Genomic DNA, 16,769 nt, shown 5'->3' on the forward strand with positions numbered 1-16,769 from the left:
AGAGCCAGTATCGCTCAGGCCGTGCGGGCGGATCCCATCAGGAAGGCGCCCGTGCCCGGTAGCCACCCGACGGTGCCACCCTCGAACACGTTGTACCGGCCGTGGCCGGTAGGCGTGCGCTTCTGATTGGTCACCGGATACCCGAGCGTGCCGCCGGCTCCGCCGTGGTCGAGATACCAGGCGAGGATCTCGCCGTGCACCTCGAACGCACCACCCTCGGGGAGCGCGAACACGACCGCGTGCTGGAACTCGAGCATGCCGCCGCCGCGCGGACCGAGCATCAGTTCACCGACACGGGTGCCGATCCACGAATGCTCCAGGGCGAACCGCTCGAACTGGCACTCGAAGACCTCGAGTCCGACGTACGTGCTGTCCATGGCGGCCACCCTCCAGTGACTCGGTCCCGCCGAGAAACGGATCCAACTGTTCCGTCTCATAGCGAGCCTGAGCCACAGTATGAGCTATGCAGGCACTTTCGTCATCACATTTGTGACAAGCCGGAAAAATCGACCGGTCAGCCCAGAATGTCCCGACGCACGATGGTCTGATCCCGACCCGGCCCGACGCCGATGTACGACATGTGGGACCCGGACAGCTCCTCGAGTCGCAACACGTACTTCTGGGCGTTGACGGGCAGCTCCTCGAACGAGCGCGCGCCCGAGATGTCTTCCCACCACCCCGGCATCTCCTCGTAGATCGGCTTCGCGTGGTGGAAACCGGTCTGCGTCATCGGCATGTCGTCGTGGCGGACGCCGTCCACGTCGTACGCGACGCAGATCGGGATGGTGTCGAGTGACGACAGCACGTCCAGCTTGGTGAGGAAGTAGTCCGTGATGCCGTTGACCCGCGTCGCATAGCGGGCGATGACGGCATCGAACCAGCCGGTGCGGCGTGCGCGGCCGGTGGTGACACCCACCTCGCCGCCCTGCTTGGCCAGGTACTCCCCCGACTCGTCGAACAGCTCCGTGGGGAACGGGCCCGAGCCGACACGCGTCGTGTACGCCTTCAGGATGCCGAGGACCGTGGTGATGCGGCCGGGACCCACACCGGATCCGACGGATGCGCCACCCGCGGTCGGGTTGGACGACGTCACGAACGGATAGGTCCCGTGGTCGACGTCGAGCAACGTGCCCTGCGAACCCTCGAGCAGCACGGTCTCCCCGCGCTCGAGCGCCTGGTTCAGCGCGAGCCTGGTGTCGGAGATGCGGTGCTTGAAGCCCTCGGCCTGGCCGAGAACCTCCTCGACGACGGCTGCCGGATCCAGCGCGCGACGGTTGTAGATCTTGGCCAGCACCTGGTTCTTGAACTCCAGCGCCGCCTCGACTTTCTGCGTGAGGATCTTCTCGTCCAGGACATCCGCGGCGCGCACTCCCACGCGGGCGATCTTGTCCTGGTAGCACGGGCCGATGCCGCGGCCCGTGGTGCCGATCTTGCGAGCTCCGAGGAACCGTTCAGTGACTTTGTCGATGGCCACGTGGTACGGCATGATCAGGTGCGCATCGGCGCTGAGCAGCAGTTTCGTGGTGTCGACGTCACGCTTCTCGAGGCCGTCGAGCTCGGTGAGCAGCACACCCGGATCCACCACGACGCCGTTGCCGATCACGTTGTTCACGCCCGGGGACAGGATTCCCGACGGGATCAGGTGCAGCGCGAACTTGTCACCGTTGGGCAGGACGACGGTGTGGCCGGCGTTGTTGCCACCCTGGTAGCGCACCACCCACTGCAGCCGCTCGCCGAAGAGATCGGTGGCCTTGCCCTTGCCCTCGTCGCCCCACTGGGCGCCGATGAGGACGATTGCCGGCATGTGTTGCTCCATCACTCGAATGAGCAGCCGGACCGTCCCGGGCTGCGGCTCGTGAGGATGACACGACGAACGTCGTGCATCGACCATGACCGGTGACACAGTGTACCGCCCGGGCCGAACGCCACCGCTCGCAGCCGACCGCACACCGTACTGCCTGGTCTTCTGTCGCGGTCGCCCGGTCAAAGCGACGCGTAATCGAGACCCGGCGACGCTCACTCCGGAGTCCACGTCCCCGAAGTCCTGATTATGGTGGACAACGACCCTCCCGAGCGATAACAAAGGACCCTTTCGCGTGACTCCGTTCGTCTTGCAGTGCGGCAGGCCCCTGGTGCCCATCGCGCTGTCCTCGCTACCGCTGACCGCGGTGCCCGAGGTGCCGTCGAAGGAAGAATGCGATGCGGTGCTCGCGGAACTCGACGGACTGCACGACCCGCGTCTGATCGTGCTGGGCACCGACGCCTCGCTCGCCGCCGTCCTCACCCGACTCATGCGACGCGACCGTCTCGACATCGAACTCGCGTACGTCGCGGAATCGGCCAGCGAGGCCAGCCACCTGTTCCGCGTCGGCACCGGGTCCCGCGCAGCGAAGGTCGCGTTGTCGGGAAAAGCGTCCCCCACCCCGCTGATCCGCGACGATGCCGGCTCCGCGGTCGTCGGGCTCGCCACCGTCTCCGGTCCGCGAGGCCACCTGGTCGGCGAGGCATACGTCGACGACACCCGACTCTTCTCCGGTGAGGTGCCCGGCATCGAGGTCTCCCCCACCCTGGAGATGCCCGGTCTGCGGGCACGCGTCCAGGGCAAGCGCGGCCTGTTCCGTAAGCGCTGGATCACCGGCCGGGCGATGCAGCTGGGTGCTACCGCCGCGCGGCTCACCAAGGACGGTGTCGACATTCCCCGCGAGACCACGCGGTCGACGATCTACCGCCACGACAAGCAGTGGTTGCTCGTCCGCTGACCTAGACGCCGGCGTTCCGCGAGGCCGCCAAGGACTCACGCAGTTCGGCAGCATTGCGAGGCCGGGCGTTCGGATCCAGCAACCCGTCGGCCGCCAGCTCCGCCGCCAACGCCAGCGTCCACGGAGTCCGCAGACGGGCCCGCCTCACCAGATCCTCGTCCGACAGCAGTGTCACCGGGTCCCCCTGCACCACGACGCCGTCGACGACGACGGCAACCGAGTGAGACCACTCGAGCGCGAGCGCGACGTCGTGCGTCGACAACACCACCGTCGTATGCGCGTTCTCGAGGCGGGACAGCGCGGCGAACATCTCGTCGACACCCTGCGGATCCAGGCCGGCAGTGGGCTCGTCGAGAAGCAGGATGCAGGGACGCATAGCCACGGCTCCTGCCGTCGCCACACGCTTGCGCTCGCCGTAGGAGAGCTGATGCGTCGGGCGGGACCGCAGATGGTCGATACCCATCACGTCGAGCGCGGCGTCCGTCCGGTCGCGGATCTCCCCGGCGGTGAGGCCCAAATTGACCGGGCCGTACGCGACGTCGCGATAGACGTCGACCGAGAACAGTTGATCGTCGGGGTCCTGCAGCACCAACTGCACTTCCTGTCGGTGCGCGCGCAGGCGGGGCCGCGAATACCGCAGCGGAACGTCGTCGATCTCCACACGGCCGGCGTCGGGCTCGACAGCTCCCGACAGACAGCGCAGCAGAGTTGTCTTTCCCGACCCGTTGGCTCCCAACAGCGACACCCGTCGCGCCGCGGGTACGTCGATCGTCGCACCCCGCAGGACCGGCGGACCGCCCTGATAGCGGACGACGATGTCGCGAGCAGTCATCGTGCGATGGCTCATCGCGCACCTCCGAGCGACACCGCGACCACCGCGGCGAGAACCAGCACCGTGACCGACAGGAAAGCCGGTGAACTGCGCTGCACGTCGATCGGATCGGCGGACACGGCGTCACCGAACTCGCGCCCGGCCAGCCCCGCTTCGAGTCGGGACGCCCGATCCCAGGACTTCACCAGGACGGCAGCCGTCAGCAGACCCGCCGACTGCATCGAGCGCCGCGGCGAGGAGTAGCCCAGCCGCGAGGACTGCGACTGACGGATGGTGTGGACCGACACCAGCAGCACGAACAGGAACCGGTACATCACGGCGGCGACGTCGATGCACGCCTGCGGGACCCGGAGTCGTCGCAGTCCCGACAGGATGTCGATCATCGGAGTCGTCATGGCGAGCAGGAGAACCGCCGACGTCCCGGCGACCGCGTGCCCGGACACCTCGAGGGCGCGCCCGACGCTGTCCTGCGTCACACCGATGCTCCAGTCGGGCGTCGCCGTGACGGTGATCGCGACCGAGACGGCACCCAGCGCGATGAACACCGCAGGGGCAGCGAGTGCGCGCAGCACCGGCCGCAGCGGCGTTCGAGCCATGACCGTCACAGCGCCCAGAGAGACCGCGGTGACGACGACGGCCCCCGGCCACGGCGGCAGCAGCAACGCGCACACCACGAGACCGAGCGACAGCAGTGCCTTGTCGGCGACGGATCGCGTGCGCCACGCACTGGCCCACGCCGCGTCGTCGGTCGCGAGACCCTGCATCTAGGTCCGCTCGAGTTCGGCGCGCAACGCTTCCAATTTCCGACGTCCACGCAGCGACGCCAGCACGTATCCGAGGATCAGTCCCCCGGCCGCGGCCTGCAGCGCGAACAAGCCCGACTCGACCTCGCCGGACGTCGGGGAGAACACGGAGGTGAACCACGGGACGTAGTCCGGGTGGTCCTCCTCGATCCGCGCAGTGGCCGCCGAATCGGATCCGACGAACCGTTCCTGGTCACCGCTGCGGCCGGCGTCGAGCAGCAGCGCAGCACCGACGATGAGCACGACCCCGCCCGCGAGCAGCAGGTTGATCCACACGTTCCTACGCATCGACGGCGCCCTTCTCCCGTCGGAGCACACCCAGAGATAGCAGTTCCGGCGTCGCGACGGTGCGCAGGACGCGGAACACCAGGACACCCAGCAGACCCTCGGCGATGGCGAGAGGAATCTGGGTGACGGCGAAGATCGACAGGAACTTCGTGACGGCACCGAGCACGCCGCTCTGCGGATCGGGGAACGCCAACGCGATCTGCACGGACGTCGTGCAGTACGTGGAGAGATCCGCCAGCATCATCGCGAAGAACACCGAGAGCGACAGACCTCCGCCCAGCATCCCGGTGAGGCGGAACGCGGCGTACCCCACCCACGGACCGACGACGGCCATCGAGAACGCGTTGGCTCCGAGCGTCGTCAAGCCTCCGTGGGCCAACAGCAAGGCCTGGAACAGCAGCACCACCGTGCCGAGGAACGCCATGACCGGGGGCTTGAACAGCACCGCCCCCAGCCCGGTTCCGGTGGGGTGGCTCGAGCTGCCGGTCACCGACGGAAGTTTGATCGCGGACAGGACGAACGTGAACGCCCCCGCCGCGCCCAGAAGCAGCCTGCTGCTCGGGTTCTCCCTGACCTGGATGACGACGGCGCGAGCACCGTGAACGACGAACGGCGCCGCGGCGCACGTCCAGACTGCCGCGTGAACGGGTGGCAGAAAACCCTCGGCGATATGCACGAGTGGAACTCCTCAGATTGCGCGTCCGATTCGAGTTACCGTGCACGGCTCGGCGATCTGACTCACGGACTGGTAGTCCGTTCACAGTGGCGCGACCGTCCCGGAATCTCACCGGGTTCCCCTCACCAGCACGGAGCGAGTGCTGGTGACTCGCTCCGGTCATACTCGCACACCGTCACCAGGTGAGTTCGTCCCTGCATGTCGGACCGTGAACAGCAGGTTCGACCTGCACGGTCGCGTGATCGAGACCGTACGAGGACAACACCGTCTTCCCCCTGGCGAGCATCACGGACGCCGAGCCGTCGGAGGTGATGTGCACGGTGGCCACGTCCATGCCGGTGGTCAGAGTCCACACGTGCAGGTCGTGCACGTCCACGACACCGGGCAGCGCGCGGAGATCGGCCTCGAGGGCGGCGATGTCCACGTTCGACGGGCTCGCCTGGGTGAGGATGCGCAGCGACTGGCCCGCCAGCGACAGCGCGCGCGGCACCACCCACAGCGAGATGGCTATACCGACGACGATGTCCGCCCACGTCCAGTCGAAGACGAGAAGGAGGACGCCCGCGATCAGCACTCCGACGCTGCCCACCGTGTCCGCCAGCACTTCGAGATAGGCACCGCGTACCGCGATCGAATCCTTCGCGTCGGCGCGGATGAGCAGCATGACCACGAGGTTCGCGACCAGACCCGCCGCGGCCGTCAGCACCATCGCGAGGCCGGGGATGTCCGGCTGGTCGCCGATACGCCGGATCGCCTCGACGAAGATGAATACCGCGACACCGAGCAGCAGCACCGCATTGGCCACGGCCGTCAGCACCTCGGCGCGGTGCCAACCGAATGTCCGTGCAGCAGAATTACTTCCGCGGCGCGCGAGGCTCAGTGCGATGAGGCCCATCGTCATCCCGATGATGTCGGTGAGCATGTGGCCCGCGTCGGCAAGCAGGCCGAGGGACCCGATGACCAGGCCGACCGTCAACTCGAGCGCGAAGAACGCGACGAGGACGAACCAGGCGATCCCCATCCGCCGCAGCCGCCCCTCGCCGGCCCCCTGTGCCGGTGTGTGCGCGTGTCCGTGCCCCGCTCCCATGCCCGTGACGATACATGCAGGATCGTGCATATGGGGAGCCACCTGTTCCCGCGGGAGTTCTGGCTTCCCTCCGTGGTTGCAGTGACCGCGGGAAGACGGAAGGTCAGCGGGAAGCCCGTTCCATCGCTGCCGCCAGCAGACGTCGCAGCCTTTCGGGTTCGCGCAGATCCGCCCACGTCCACCGCACCACGTGGCATCCGAGCGCTCGGAGAGCATCCTCGCGCAGCTTCTCCTGGACGACGGACAACGCCCCGCCCTCGTACTTCACCATGCCGTCGAACTCGCCGACCAGGGTGCCGTCCCAGTCGAAGTCCGTCCGTGCGACGACGCGACCGTCGACGTCACGGAAGACATGTTGCAGCCTCGGCGCCGGAACCTCGGGCCACCGCATCATCAGAGCTCTGCTCCAGGACTCCCCGATGCTCTCGGTCAGCGGACTCGCCATGTCGACAGCTCGCCGCGCTGTCCCGACACCTCGTCGACGACCCATGCGCTCGAGGGTGTCGGGCAGGTCGGCTCGGTGACACCTCAGCGCTGACTCGACGGCACAGAGCGCCGCCTCGAACGGGACCGTGCACGCAATGTCGAGCGCGGTCCGTGCAGGTGTGGTCACCGCGAGACCGTCTACGAGCATGACGTCCGACGCCGTGAGCGGCACTCGATGCTCGGCGACCGTCGAACTGGTCGATCCCCCGCCGCGCCCGTCCATGCTGATGTGAACGCGTGTCCTGTCGGGCGCGAGGATCGGTAGTCGGTGCAGCACTGCGGCCGATTCGTGGCTGGCGACGGCGTCGGACGATCGCCGCGACAGTGTGCTCAGCACTCTCATCCGATAGCGCTCGTCAGCCGACGCCGCCGCCCACTCCTGACGAGTGATGTACGTGCCGCGGCTGACTCTGATCAGCTCACCCCTGCTCACGAGGCCCCGGAGCGTCGCGTCGGTCACCTCGCTCGTCGAACGGTGCAGCAGTGTCATGGCACGAGTGTGGGCGACTCGCCGCCGGCCGAGGCCGTGGTGCTGGCTGCTGCCTGTGGAGCAATCAGGATTCGTCCACAGGGAGTTCCCGCTGGACTTCCGGCTTCCCTCAGTAGTTGCAGTGACCGCGGGAAGACGCACGGTCAGCGGGAAGGCTCAGTCGAACAATTCCGGCGGCACGGCCGGGTGCTCGACGGTCGGAGGCAGCGTCGCCAGGGCCGAGATGCGCGACAACCCGGCGACCTGCAGCAGATCGACGACGATGGAGCGGATCTGCGCCAGCACCACGACTGCGGACAGACCGGCGTCCCGCATGAGTTCCGCCTTGGCACCGACCGCGACGTGTCGCAGCACCCTGGCGGCCTCGGCGCGGTCGGGTTGCTCGCCGGGGTCCGCCAGCATCATGTGCCGCACGACGTCGGTGGCCTGCGCGAGCTTCTCCACCAGGTCGACCAGGCGCGGGTCGAGGATCTCGTCGTCGCGCACCAGGGACAGCGACCGGCGGGCGAGCACCCGGATGTTGCGGACCGCGTTGTCCAGCGGATCGGCCGTCGCGGCCAGTTCCGCGAGCCGTTGCTTGCTGCTCCAGTACAGAGGAGAGATCCGGCTGATCTCGCGCCCGCCCTTGAGGTCGGTGCGCATCGTGTCGATGGCGGGCTGGGTCGCGCGCGCCGCCTTCAACGCCTGCTCGATGGGGCCCGAGTCGTTGGCCATCAGTCCGTCCGCGACCAACTGCAGCACCCGACCGGCCGTCGCGATGACGGCGCCGGCATCCTTGCGCGCCCGACGTACCGGGTGGGTAGGTACGACGGCGACGACGGCCAGACCCACGAGCCCGCCGACCAGTGCGTCCACCATGCGGTCGACGCCGCCGGAGTTGCCGGGTGGAATCAGCGTCGCCACGAGCACGGCCGACGAGCCGGCCTGCATGGGGATGATCGCGCCACCGTCGAGGAACACCGCGGTGGACATCGCCAGGGCGACGACCAGCGCGATCTGCCACGGACCACTGCCGATCCCGGCGATGATCGCATCCCCCACACCGATACCCACCGTCACGCCGACCACCAGCTCGGCCGAGCGGCGCATGCGCGCACCGAGAGACACCCCGAGCGAGACGACGGCGGCGATCGGCGCGAAGAACGGGGTGAGGTGACCGACGATGTCGGTGGCCACGAACCACGCCAGGCCGGCGGCCAGCGCGCACTGGATGACGGGCAGGCCCGACACCCTCAACCTGCGTGACGACGCCGCGACACGGGCGCGGCCGCGCTGGCGGAGGCCGAGCTGCGGCCTCGTGAACTGCGGGTAGTCCCGGAAACGGGCCATGAACGCCGGGACGCTCTAGCCGACGCCCAACTGTTCCGCGGCGCGCGGGTCACAGTCCTCGAGCAGGTCGAGGCAGCGGGCGTACTCGTCGGTCTCGCCGATGGACTGTGCGGCGCGGGCCAGGACGGCGACGCAGCGCAGGAATCCGCGGTTGGGCTCGTGGCTGTACGGAACCGGCCCGAAGCCCTTCCACCCGTTACGACGCAACTGGTCCAGACCGCGGTGGTAGCCCGTTCGCGCGTAGGCGTACGCGGTGATGGTGCGGCCGTCCTCGAGCGCGGCCTCGGCGAGGTAGGCCCACGCCACGGAGGCGGTGGGATGCGCGGCCGCCACCTCTTCGGGGGCGGTGTGGTTCAGCAGAGCGGACTCGGCCTCGTCGTCACCGGGCAGCAACGTGGGCTGGGGACCGAGCAGATCACCGAAGGAAGTCATGCACGACAGTCTCCCACGGAGCGCGCGGGAGACGTCGGGCGCTGGATACAGTGCTCGCGTGTCCCCGGATAACTCGCGCCCCGCCGCACCGCGCCGCATCGAACCCAGCACCGCGCCTAAGAAGGTGTCGACGCGCTCCGGGGGTCGCCGACGCGGGCCGTGGATCGCCGCGGCACTCGTCGCGCTGCTGGCCATCGCCGGTGTCGTGGCGTTCGCGCTGACTCGCGGCGGCGCGTCGGCGTCGGGGCCGAGCGACGACGAGAAGATCCGCACCTCGATCGACACCTTCACGACGGCATTGCGCGACGGCGACCTGGCCACACTGCGCACCGCGACGTGCGGGCCGCTGGCGTCGTTCTACGGGGGGATTTCCGACGCCGATTTCGCCGCGACGCACGATGCGGCGGTCGCCGCCGGGACGGTGCCGGTGGTAGAGAGCGTCGACACCATTCAGATCTCGGAAGCGGCGGAGCCGCCAGGGCAGATCACCGAGGCGCAGCCGCCGGATCAGACCACAGCTATCGCTCAGGTGACCGCGCGCACCGAGGGCGCGGAGCCCTCGGCGCGCACGTTCGATCTCGCGCTCGACGGCGAGACCTGGAAGGTCTGCGCCTGAAAGCGATCGTCAGCCTGCGGAGACGCTGCGTCCGGCCGACTTCAGGTCGTTGCACGCCTCGACGACGCGAGCCGACATACCGGCCTCGGCCTTCTTGAGGTAGCTGCGGGGGTCGTAGACCTTCTTGTTGCCCACTTCGCCGTCGACCTTGAGGACGCCGTCGTAGTTGGAGAAGAAGTGACCGACCATCGGACGCGTGAAGGCGTACTGGGTGTCGGTGTCGACGTTCATCTTGACGACGCCGTACTCGAGCGCCTCTTCGATCTCGCTCTTGGCCGAGCCCGATCCGCCGTGGAAGACGAAGTCGAACGGCTTGGATCCGGCTGCCAGACCGAGCTTGTCGGAGGCGACTTTCTGGCCGTCGGCGAGGACGGAGGGCTTGAGCTTGACGTTGCCCGGCTTGTAGACGCCGTGGACGTTGCCGAAGGTGGCGGCCAGCAGGTAACGCGAACCCGCGTCGCCGGCACCGAGCGCCTCGACGGTCTTGAGGAAGTCCTCGTTCGAGGTGTAGAGCTTGTCGTTGATCTCGGCCTCGACGCCGTCTTCCTCGCCGCCGACCACACCGATCTCGATCTCGAGGATGATTCGCGCCGCGGCAGCCTTGGCCAGCAGATCCTTGGCGATCTCCAGGTTCTCGTCGATCGGCACCGCGGAGCCGTCCCACATGTGCGACTGGAAGAGCGGGTTGCGACCGGCGTCGACACGCTCCTGCGAGATCGCGAGGAGCGGACGCACGTAGGTGTCGAGCTTGTCCTTGGGGCAGTGATCGGTGTGCAGCGCGATGGTGACGTCGTACTTCGCGGCGACGACGTGCGCGAACTCGGCCAGGGCGACTGCGCCGGTGACCATGTCCTTCACACCGAGGCCGGAACCGAACTCGGCACCGCCGGTGGAGAACTGGATGATGCCGTCACTTCCCGCGTCGGCGAATCCCTTGATCGCGGCGTTGATGGACTCGGAGCCCACGCAGTTGATGGCGGGGAATGCGAACTTGTGTTCCTTGGCGCGGCCGAGCATCTCGGCGTACACCTCGGGAGTTGCGATCGGCACGAAGAAACCTCCACGGTGAGCGAACGGGGCGCCCGTCTGGGCGCGGTCACCTAGCAGTATGTCAACTCTCACCCGGTCTCCGTGCCCCGCCCGCCGTACTCGCGAGTAGCCGTGGTGAGTTGCACTACATCGGAAGAAGTACTCGGAGGCGCCGGTACTGTGGGCGCTTGTGACTACCGTGGCCGCCTCCGTGACCGACCTCGCCCTGCTCCCGGGGTTCCTCGATCCCGTGAACCTGCTGAACTCCTTCGGCACCTGGGTACTGGTCGGCCTGCTGCTGGTGGTCTTCATCGAGTCCGGTCTGCTGTTCCCGCTGCTCCCCGGTGATTCGCTGCTGTTCACGGCCGGTCTGATCGCCGCGTCGAAGAGCGAGGAGATCAAGCCGTTCGCGCCCCTGTGGGTCCTGATGGTGACCATTCCCATCGCCGCGGTGCTCGGCGACCAGGTCGGCTACATCATCGGCAAGAAGGCCGGGACGGGCCTGTTCTCCGACGACGCGCGCTTCCTCAAGAAGCGGTACATCGACGAGTCGCACGCATTCTTCGAGAAGCACGGCCCGATCACCATCTTCCTGGCTCGCTTCGTCCCCATCGTGCGGACGTTCGCGCCGGTCGTGGCGGGCGCATCGGGCATGCGGTACCGCACCTTCTTCATCTACAACGTGGTCGGCGGCATCGTCTGGGGCGCCGGCGTCACCCTGCTCGGTTACCTGCTGGGCCAGATCGCGGTCATCCGCGACAACGTCGACATCATCTTCCTGATCATCGTCGCGGTCTCCGTGCTCCCGATCGCCTGGGAGGTGGGCAAGAGGATCGTGTCCTCACGCCGCACCCCGCTCGGTGAAGCCGTCGATGCGTTCGACGGGACGATCGACGGCAAGATCGAACCCTCCAAGTGGTCCGAGCGCGCGCCTCGTGACACGTCCTCCTGATCGGTCGCCTCGATATGTTTCTTGCTGGTAGCAGCGTGCTCGCCGAGGGCGGGGCGATGCACTTCGTCGAATCCGCCGGACCCGCGCTGGTCTGGCTGATCGTCGTCTCGTTCGTCTTCCTCGAGTGCGCCGTCATCGTCGGGCTCTTCCTGCCCGGTGACTCCCTTCTCATCACGGCGGGCATCGGTCTGGCAGCGCACTCGTCCGGCACCTCCCACGTCTGGGCGCTGTCCGCCGGGGCGTTCGTCGCCGCGATCGCCGGCAACCAGGTCGGCTTCATGATCGGCAAGCGCACGGGCCATCGCCTCGTCGCGCGCAAGAACGGCAAGTACTTCAACACCGAGAACCTGGACAAGGTCAGCCGGTTACTGGAGAAGCACGGCTTCTGGGCCGTGTTGATCGCGCGCTGGATCCCCTGGGTGCGCACGCTGTGCCCGATGGTCGCGGGCGCCGGTGGCATGAACCACCGCCGCTACACCATCGCCAGCACGCTGGGAGCTCTCATCTGGGCACCGGTGCTGTTGCTGGTCGGCTTCTACTTCGGCGCGGTGCTGGACAAGGTGTCGTGGCTGTTCCCGACCGTGCTCACGCTGATGATCGTGTCGATCGTGCTGGGGACCGCCTTCGGTCTGTACCAGTACCGCAAGGAGATGAAGCGGCCGATCGAGACCGTCGAGGTCCACGACCTCTAGAGCTCGTGGGCGGCGACGGTGTGCGCTGCTTCCATGAGCATCCAGCCGCCGAGCTGCACGGAGAAATCACGCTCGGGGACGGACGACGACGTCACCGTTCCCCCAGCGAACCGGGCGATCGACGCCCCGAACGACGGCAGGGTCGCGATGGCCGACCAGTTGCTGCCGAACAGCGGCAGACCTTCGATGGACAGGCAGTTGTCCCACGCGGCGTCGGCCGAGTCCAGGACGATGTCCGCCGCGATCGACCGGGCTTCACGATCCTCGTCGTTGTCGCCGGGCAACTGAGTGGCCACGACAGCCAGGTAGCGGGCCAGCACTCCGTTGAAGAGTCCGCCGTCGCCTCCACCACCGCCGGCGATGACGCCGTCCTCGGTCATGTGGTCGCGGACCGCGGCGACGAGTCGGTGCACCCGTTCGCGGTGCTTGTCGTCGCCCAGATGGATCGCGAGTTCCGTCTCCGCACCGAGGACGACGCCCTGGCAGTACGAGTAGAACGGCTTCTCGACACGACCGTCGGTGTGGATGCCGTCGAAGACGAGGTTCGTAGCCGGATCCACCAGCGTCGCGTCGATCCAGTCGGCCATGGCCTGGGCGCGCCAGAGCTTGCCGGTGCGGGCCAGCAGGACGGCTGCCGGTCCGTTGGCGGGGACGTTGAAGAAGTCGGACTTGGTCGACCAGCGGATTCCGCCGCCGTGCGCCGGGTCCCACGCGTCGAAGAGCTCGCCCTCGAGGGCGGAGATCGCTCCGCGGTTGTCGATGAGGTGGAGTCGCTGCGCTCGTTCGAGGGACAGTCCCAGCCACGCCATGTCGTCGTAGTAGGAATTGGTCCAGCCCGTGATGTTGCGCAGGCGGTGCGTGCGTGCGAGGCGACCGAGTCGGCGTCGACGCTTCGCGGTGGGCGCACGCTGCTCGGCGTCGACGACGCAGTCGATGAGGTGCGCCTGCCACCAGTAGTGCCAGCGGAAGAAGAGCCGTTCGCGGCGGACCGGTGGCCACGCGACCACTCCCAGTGCGGTTCCGGGGAGACCCCACAATCGTCGGACGTGCCGCGACGTGACGGCCTCCTCTGCGGCGTCCGCCCTGGAGGCCCACGTGTCGTGCATGGTTCGATCTTGCCAGTACGCCCCTGGCGGCTTCACCAGGCCAGGCCGGGATCGGCGTGCTGCCTGACCCAGGTGTGCATCGTGATGCCCGCGGCGACGCCGGCGTTGATGCTGCGTGTCGATCCGAACTGGGCGATGGACACCGTCATCGACGCGGCGGCGCGAGCGTCCGGTGTCACGCCCGGGCCTTCCTGGCCGAAGAGCAGCAGGCACTCGCGCGGGAGTACGGCGGTTTCGAGCGGCACGGATCCCGGCACGTTGTCGACGGCGACGACGGTCAGACCGGCCTCGGCGGCGTAGGCCATAAGTTCGCCGACGTCGGCGTGGTGCTCGATGTGTTGGTAGCGGTCGGTGACCATCGCACCGCGGCGGTTCCACCGCCGGCGTCCGACGATGTGCACGACGGCTGCTCCGAACGCATTGGCCGTGCGGACAACGGTGCCGATGTTGGCGTCGTGCGCGAAGTTCTCGATGGCCACGTGCATCGGGTGCCGACGCGTGTCCAGGTCCGCGACGATAGCCTCGCGTGTCCAGTACCGATACGCGTCGACGACGTTGCGCCGGTCCCCCTCGTCGAGAAGTTCGGGGTCGTAGCGCGGATCGGTGGGCCGGGGTCCGTCGCGCTCGACGTCCCAGGCGGGTGCTCCGCGCGGGTGCTCACCCCACTCGGTGGCACCCGCTTCGTCGGTCCGGTCGTTCTCGGTCAACTCAGGTGTGGGACAGGCGGCGGTTGACCTCGCGGGTCAGCCACACGGGGGAGAAACGCGAGCCCATGGACAGTGCCTTGGACGGGATCCCGACCGGGAAGTGCACCTTGTGGTAGAGCCGCTTCGAGGGCTGGACCGACTTGAAGATGGCGTCGGCGACGTCCTGAGCGGTGAGCTTGACGCCCAGCGATCCGGTGGTGCCCGTCTCGATGCCCTTGGTCATGGCGGTCTGGACGAACAGCGGCCACATCGCCTTGACCGCGATGTCGTGCCGGTGCCACTCGAGATCGAGTGCCTCGGTGAGTCCGCGGACGGCGAACTTCGTCGCGCCGTACGTCGCGAGCTCGGGCTGGCCGTAGATCGCCGACGCCGAGCACAGGTTCACCACCTGGGCGCCGCGGGTCTTCTTCAGGTACGGGAACGCTTCGAGAAGACCGTTGAGCACGCCTCCGACGTTGATGTCGAACTGCTTGCGGTGCGTCTCGATGGCCTGCTCGGCGAACTGCCCGGCGATCAGGATGCCGGCGTTGTTGATCAACACGTCCAGTCGTCCGCCCGCTGCCTCGTCGAACTCCTTCAGCCGCTCGGTGAACTGCGCGGTGTCGGTGACGTCGAGGATTCCGGTGGTGGAGGTCGACCCCTTGGCGGCGATCTCCTTGGCCAGCGAGGCGAGCCCGGTCTCGTCGATGTCGTATGCACCGACGTGGTAGCCGGCCGCGGCGAACGTCAGGGCGGTAGCGCGTCCGATGCCGGCTGCTGCGCCGGTGATGAAGACAGTAGGTTGAGACATGAGATGAACAGTAAAGGGTCGGGCTGAGCAGCAACAGAGCGGTGAGCAGAAAACTTACTGCCGAGTAGGATCGAGCAGTCGCCCGGAAGGAACCACTGATGAATCACGAACGCATCGGTAGGGCGCTGCTGATCGTCACCGCCGCCTACATCGTCGTCCTGGCGGTCTGGGTGTTCGTCCTGCTCCCCCGATCTCCGGACGGAACCGTGCCGTACCAGATCGCCGGTCTGGTCGCCGGATTCGGCGCAGCGCTGGGACTCGCAATGATGGTCGCCGGCCGTCCCACCGCCGAGGACCGTCGACTCCTCCGCGACGGGGTCGAGGGGTGGGCTGTCATCGAGGACGTGCGCACGGTGGGTACCGCGACCGCTCCGATGACCGAGGTGGACGTCGTCATCACGGTTCCGGGTTCCGACAGCTATCCCGGACTGGTGCGTCGACGCGAACCGTCGTCCACGTTCGAGGTGGGTGCGACGATCCCGGTGAAGGTCGATCCGGCCGACCGCACGAGGATATGGATGTGACCGGCGCTCTCGACAGAGTCCATACCGTCGTGGCGACACCCGTCGGCGACCTGACGCTGGTCCGAGCCGGGTCGGCGCTCGCGGGCGTCTACTTTCCCGCGCACAAGCCCGCTCCGGCGGTCGGACGGTTGGGACTCGGATCCAGTGAGGGCTTCGAGGAGATCACGACCCAGCTGTCGGAGTACTTCGCCGGTGACCGACGTCGGTTCGAGCTGACCCTCGACCCCGTGGGAACGGAGTTCCAGCAGTCGGTGTGGGCCGCGCTGCGCACCATCCCGTACGGCGAGACCTGGACGTACTCCGACCTGGCACGGGCGATCGGGCGGCCGACGTCGGTGCGGGCGGTCGCGTCCGCGAATGCCCGCAACCCGCTGTCGATCGTCGTCCCGTGTCACCGCGTGATCGGAATGTCGGGCAGCCTCACCGGTTTCGCCGGTGGTGTGGAGCGCAAACGTCTGCTCCTCGACCTCGAGTCCGGTTCCCCTACTCTCTTCGGCTGACGGTCAGCGAGTCGACGAGCGCGTACTGCGCGGCGATGTAGGTCGTCAGCACCACCGCTTCTAGCGCCGTCCGGGCGCGATCGTCGGAGATCACGCGCCGGGCCAGGACCAGCGCATCGGAGACGGTGAAGAGCGTCGACCCGACGACGGCGCGCGTATCCCCGTCGGCGCCCAGTACCGACATCGTGCCCAGCGCGATCCCGTAGGCCATCGACACCGGCGCGACGGTCGGCGAGCATCTCGTGGCAACGACCGCGCCCACAGCCCATCCGAGTACGCGCGGTGCGACGTCGGCACTGTGTGGCCGGGAGCCGTTGCGATACAGCAGGATCGACCAGCAGCCCTGCATCACCGCGAACGAGGACGCGCCGAGGGTGAACCGTCGATCGTCGTCGGGATCGATCATCGCGATGTCGCCGAGGGTCGCGGCTCCGAGGCCGAGAGCGAGCAGCGGTTGCCGGTGCGCCCCGGACCGCACGGCCAGGAGCGGCATCAACAACGGCTTGGCGACGGCGTGCAGACGCGACCGGTGAGTGGCGGCACCGACCACGGTGGCGACGGCAGCAGCGGCGTAGGCGGCATCGGTGTAGGACGCATCGGTGAGGCGCATCACGACACCGTAGCCACTCGACCGCTGGATTTCGATAGTTAGCCAATGTAACGTTATCGAT

The 16,769-nt window shown here is 67.8% G+C and carries 21 protein-coding genes and 1 riboswitch; of the genes, 6 read left to right on the plus strand and 15 right to left on the minus strand.

Features of this window, described 5'->3' with window-relative positions:
• Window positions 1–14: 14 nt before the first annotated feature.
• Both ASG64_RS07450 and ASG64_RS07455 read right to left on the minus strand, forming a co-directional pair.
• Window positions 15–377, minus strand: a complete 363-nt coding sequence (locus tag ASG64_RS07450; protein WP_042574263.1) for an LGFP repeat-containing protein — start codon at window positions 375–377, stop codon at window positions 15–17.
• A 137-nt stretch (window positions 378–514) separates the two neighbouring features.
• Window positions 515–1,804, minus strand: a complete 1,290-nt coding sequence (locus tag ASG64_RS07455; protein WP_042574264.1) for an adenylosuccinate synthase — start codon at window positions 1,802–1,804, stop codon at window positions 515–517.
• Window positions 1,805–2,096: 292 nt separating this feature from the next.
• On the opposite strand from ASG64_RS07455, the gene ASG64_RS07460 reads away from it, so the two are divergent.
• Window positions 2,097–2,759: a hypothetical protein gene (locus tag ASG64_RS07460; RefSeq protein ID WP_056071637.1), complete on the plus strand. Its 663-nt coding sequence runs from the start codon at window positions 2,097–2,099 to the stop codon at window positions 2,757–2,759.
• A 1-nt stretch (window position 2,760) separates the two neighbouring features.
• Here the strand turns inward: ASG64_RS07460 and ASG64_RS07465 are convergent, their stop codons facing one another.
• The 8 genes from ASG64_RS07465 to ASG64_RS07500 form a co-directional block, all read right to left on the minus strand.
• Complete coding sequence (locus ASG64_RS07465) at window positions 2,761–3,606, minus strand: energy-coupling factor ABC transporter ATP-binding protein (RefSeq protein WP_056071640.1); 846 nt, start codon at window positions 3,604–3,606, stop codon at window positions 2,761–2,763.
• On the minus strand, window positions 3,603–4,355 hold the full coding sequence (cbiQ, locus tag ASG64_RS07470) for a cobalt ECF transporter T component CbiQ (protein ID WP_042574150.1): 753 nt from the start codon (window positions 4,353–4,355) through the stop codon (window positions 3,603–3,605). The genes ASG64_RS07465 and cbiQ overlap by 4 nt, the downstream gene beginning before the upstream one ends.
• Window positions 4,356–4,682 carry an energy-coupling factor ABC transporter substrate-binding protein gene (locus tag ASG64_RS07475; protein ID WP_056071642.1) on the minus strand — a complete coding sequence of 109 codons (327 nt, stop codon included), beginning with the start codon at window positions 4,680–4,682 and terminating at the stop codon, window positions 4,356–4,358.
• A complete protein-coding gene (locus ASG64_RS07480; protein ID WP_056071644.1) occupies window positions 4,675–5,358 on the minus strand; it encodes an energy-coupling factor ABC transporter permease in 684 nt (227 codons plus the stop codon). Before ASG64_RS07480 ends, ASG64_RS07475 begins: the two co-directional genes overlap by 8 nt.
• Window positions 5,343–5,527: riboswitch (cobalamin riboswitch) on the minus strand. Its footprint overlaps the gene before it by 16 nt.
• Before the next feature lie 6 nt (window positions 5,528–5,533).
• Window positions 5,534–6,445, minus strand: coding sequence for a cation diffusion facilitator family transporter (locus ASG64_RS07485; RefSeq protein ID WP_042574153.1), 912 nt, complete (start codon window positions 6,443–6,445; stop codon window positions 5,534–5,536).
• A gap of 103 nt (window positions 6,446–6,548) precedes the next feature.
• Window positions 6,549–7,421 (minus strand): type IV toxin-antitoxin system AbiEi family antitoxin domain-containing protein, encoded by an 873-nt coding sequence (locus tag ASG64_RS07490; protein WP_056071648.1) that lies wholly within the window; start codon window positions 7,419–7,421, stop codon window positions 6,549–6,551.
• Window positions 7,422–7,577: 156 nt separating this feature from the next.
• On the minus strand, window positions 7,578–8,750 hold the full coding sequence (locus tag ASG64_RS07495) for an FUSC family protein (RefSeq protein WP_082518208.1): 1,173 nt from the start codon (window positions 8,748–8,750) through the stop codon (window positions 7,578–7,580).
• A gap of 15 nt (window positions 8,751–8,765) precedes the next feature.
• The gene (locus tag ASG64_RS07500; RefSeq protein ID WP_042574155.1) at window positions 8,766–9,182 is read right to left on the minus strand and encodes a DUF3151 domain-containing protein; all 417 of its coding nucleotides are present in this window, start codon (window positions 9,180–9,182) and stop codon (window positions 8,766–8,768) included.
• Between the two features lie 58 nt (window positions 9,183–9,240).
• Here ASG64_RS07500 and ASG64_RS07505 point away from each other — a divergent pair, with 58 nt between their 5' ends.
• The gene (locus ASG64_RS07505) at window positions 9,241–9,798 is read left to right on the plus strand and encodes an Rv0361 family membrane protein (RefSeq protein ID WP_156388288.1); all 558 of its coding nucleotides are present in this window, start codon (window positions 9,241–9,243) and stop codon (window positions 9,796–9,798) included.
• A 9-nt stretch (window positions 9,799–9,807) separates the two neighbouring features.
• On the opposite strand, the gene fbaA is transcribed toward ASG64_RS07505, so the two are convergent.
• Entirely contained in the window at window positions 9,808–10,848 is a 1,041-nt protein-coding gene (fbaA, locus tag ASG64_RS07510) for a class II fructose-bisphosphate aldolase (RefSeq protein WP_042574156.1), read from the minus strand.
• Between the two features lie 169 nt (window positions 10,849–11,017).
• Here fbaA and ASG64_RS07515 point away from each other — a divergent pair, with 169 nt between their 5' ends.
• Window positions 11,018–11,779, plus strand: a complete 762-nt coding sequence (locus ASG64_RS07515; protein WP_235579518.1) for a VTT domain-containing protein — start codon at window positions 11,018–11,020, stop codon at window positions 11,777–11,779.
• A 14-nt stretch (window positions 11,780–11,793) separates the two neighbouring features.
• The gene (locus tag ASG64_RS07520; RefSeq protein ID WP_082518211.1) at window positions 11,794–12,471 is read left to right on the plus strand and encodes a DedA family protein; all 678 of its coding nucleotides are present in this window, start codon (window positions 11,794–11,796) and stop codon (window positions 12,469–12,471) included.
• Here the strand turns inward: ASG64_RS07520 and ASG64_RS07525 are convergent.
• The 3 genes from ASG64_RS07525 to ASG64_RS07535 are packed head-to-tail and all read right to left on the minus strand — an operon-like array spanning window position 12,468 to window position 15,074.
• Entirely contained in the window at window positions 12,468–13,577 is a 1,110-nt protein-coding gene (locus tag ASG64_RS07525; RefSeq protein WP_056071654.1) for a glycoside hydrolase family 76 protein, read from the minus strand. The two genes, ASG64_RS07520 and ASG64_RS07525, sit on opposite strands and share 4 nt — an antisense overlap.
• 32 nt (window positions 13,578–13,609) lie before the next feature.
• Window positions 13,610–14,284 carry a TrmH family RNA methyltransferase gene (locus tag ASG64_RS07530; RefSeq protein ID WP_042574159.1) on the minus strand — a complete coding sequence of 225 codons (675 nt, stop codon included), beginning with the start codon at window positions 14,282–14,284 and terminating at the stop codon, window positions 13,610–13,612.
• Between the two features lies 1 nt (window position 14,285).
• On the minus strand, window positions 14,286–15,074 hold the full coding sequence (locus ASG64_RS07535) for an SDR family oxidoreductase (RefSeq protein WP_042574160.1): 789 nt from the start codon (window positions 15,072–15,074) through the stop codon (window positions 14,286–14,288).
• 98 nt (window positions 15,075–15,172) lie between these two features.
• On the opposite strand from ASG64_RS07535, the gene ASG64_RS07540 reads away from it, so the two are divergent.
• Both ASG64_RS07540 and ASG64_RS07545 read left to right on the plus strand, forming a co-directional pair.
• Complete coding sequence (locus tag ASG64_RS07540) at window positions 15,173–15,598, plus strand: hypothetical protein (RefSeq protein ID WP_042574161.1); 426 nt, start codon at window positions 15,173–15,175, stop codon at window positions 15,596–15,598.
• The gene (locus ASG64_RS07545; protein WP_442970482.1) at window positions 15,595–16,098 is read left to right on the plus strand and encodes a methylated-DNA--[protein]-cysteine S-methyltransferase; all 504 of its coding nucleotides are present in this window, start codon (window positions 15,595–15,597) and stop codon (window positions 16,096–16,098) included. Before ASG64_RS07540 ends, ASG64_RS07545 begins: the two co-directional genes overlap by 4 nt.
• Here ASG64_RS07545 and ASG64_RS07550 read toward each other — a convergent pair.
• Entirely contained in the window at window positions 16,082–16,708 is a 627-nt protein-coding gene (locus ASG64_RS07550) for a lysoplasmalogenase (RefSeq protein ID WP_056071657.1), read from the minus strand. The two genes, ASG64_RS07545 and ASG64_RS07550, sit on opposite strands and share 17 nt — an antisense overlap.
• Between the last annotated feature and the right edge of the window lie 61 nt (window positions 16,709–16,769).

Origin of the sequence: Rhodococcus sp. Leaf247, from assembly GCF_001426185.1 — a bacterium.
In the GTDB taxonomy this organism is placed as follows: domain Bacteria; phylum Actinomycetota; class Actinomycetes; order Mycobacteriales; family Mycobacteriaceae; genus Rhodococcoides.

What these genes read in the sequence shown, in the direction of transcription:
- ASG64_RS07465 (WP_056071640.1), bottom strand. Translation starts at nt 3,606, where the DNA reads ATGAGCCATCGCACGATGACTGCTCGCGACATCGTCGTCCGCTATCAG.
- ASG64_RS07540 (WP_042574161.1), top strand. Translation starts at nt 15,173, where the DNA reads ATGAATCACGAACGCATCGGTAGGGCGCTGCTGATCGTCACCGCCGCC.
- ASG64_RS07455 (WP_042574264.1), bottom strand. Translation starts at nt 1,804, where the DNA reads ATGCCGGCAATCGTCCTCATCGGCGCCCAGTGGGGCGACGAGGGCAAG.
- ASG64_RS07550 (WP_056071657.1), bottom strand. Translation starts at nt 16,708, where the DNA reads ATGCGCCTCACCGATGCGTCCTACACCGATGCCGCCTACGCCGCTGCT.
- ASG64_RS07490 (WP_056071648.1), bottom strand. Translation starts at nt 7,421, where the DNA reads ATGACACTGCTGCACCGTTCGACGAGCGAGGTGACCGACGCGACGCTC.
- ASG64_RS07450 (WP_042574263.1), bottom strand. Translation starts at nt 377, where the DNA reads ATGGACAGCACGTACGTCGGACTCGAGGTCTTCGAGTGCCAGTTCGAG.
- ASG64_RS07525 (WP_056071654.1), bottom strand. Translation starts at nt 13,577, where the DNA reads ATGCACGACACGTGGGCCTCCAGGGCGGACGCCGCAGAGGAGGCCGTC.
- ASG64_RS07520 (WP_082518211.1), top strand. Translation starts at nt 11,794, where the DNA reads ATGTTTCTTGCTGGTAGCAGCGTGCTCGCCGAGGGCGGGGCGATGCAC.
- cbiQ (WP_042574150.1), bottom strand. Translation starts at nt 4,355, where the DNA reads ATGCAGGGTCTCGCGACCGACGACGCGGCGTGGGCCAGTGCGTGGCGC.
- ASG64_RS07535 (WP_042574160.1), bottom strand. Translation starts at nt 15,074, where the DNA reads ATGTCTCAACCTACTGTCTTCATCACCGGCGCAGCAGCCGGCATCGGA.
- ASG64_RS07475 (WP_056071642.1), bottom strand. Translation starts at nt 4,682, where the DNA reads ATGCGTAGGAACGTGTGGATCAACCTGCTGCTCGCGGGCGGGGTCGTG.
- ASG64_RS07500 (WP_042574155.1), bottom strand. Translation starts at nt 9,182, where the DNA reads ATGACTTCCTTCGGTGATCTGCTCGGTCCCCAGCCCACGTTGCTGCCC.
- ASG64_RS07485 (WP_042574153.1), bottom strand. Translation starts at nt 6,445, where the DNA reads ATGGGAGCGGGGCACGGACACGCGCACACACCGGCACAGGGGGCCGGC.
- ASG64_RS07495 (WP_082518208.1), bottom strand. Translation starts at nt 8,750, where the DNA reads ATGGCCCGTTTCCGGGACTACCCGCAGTTCACGAGGCCGCAGCTCGGC.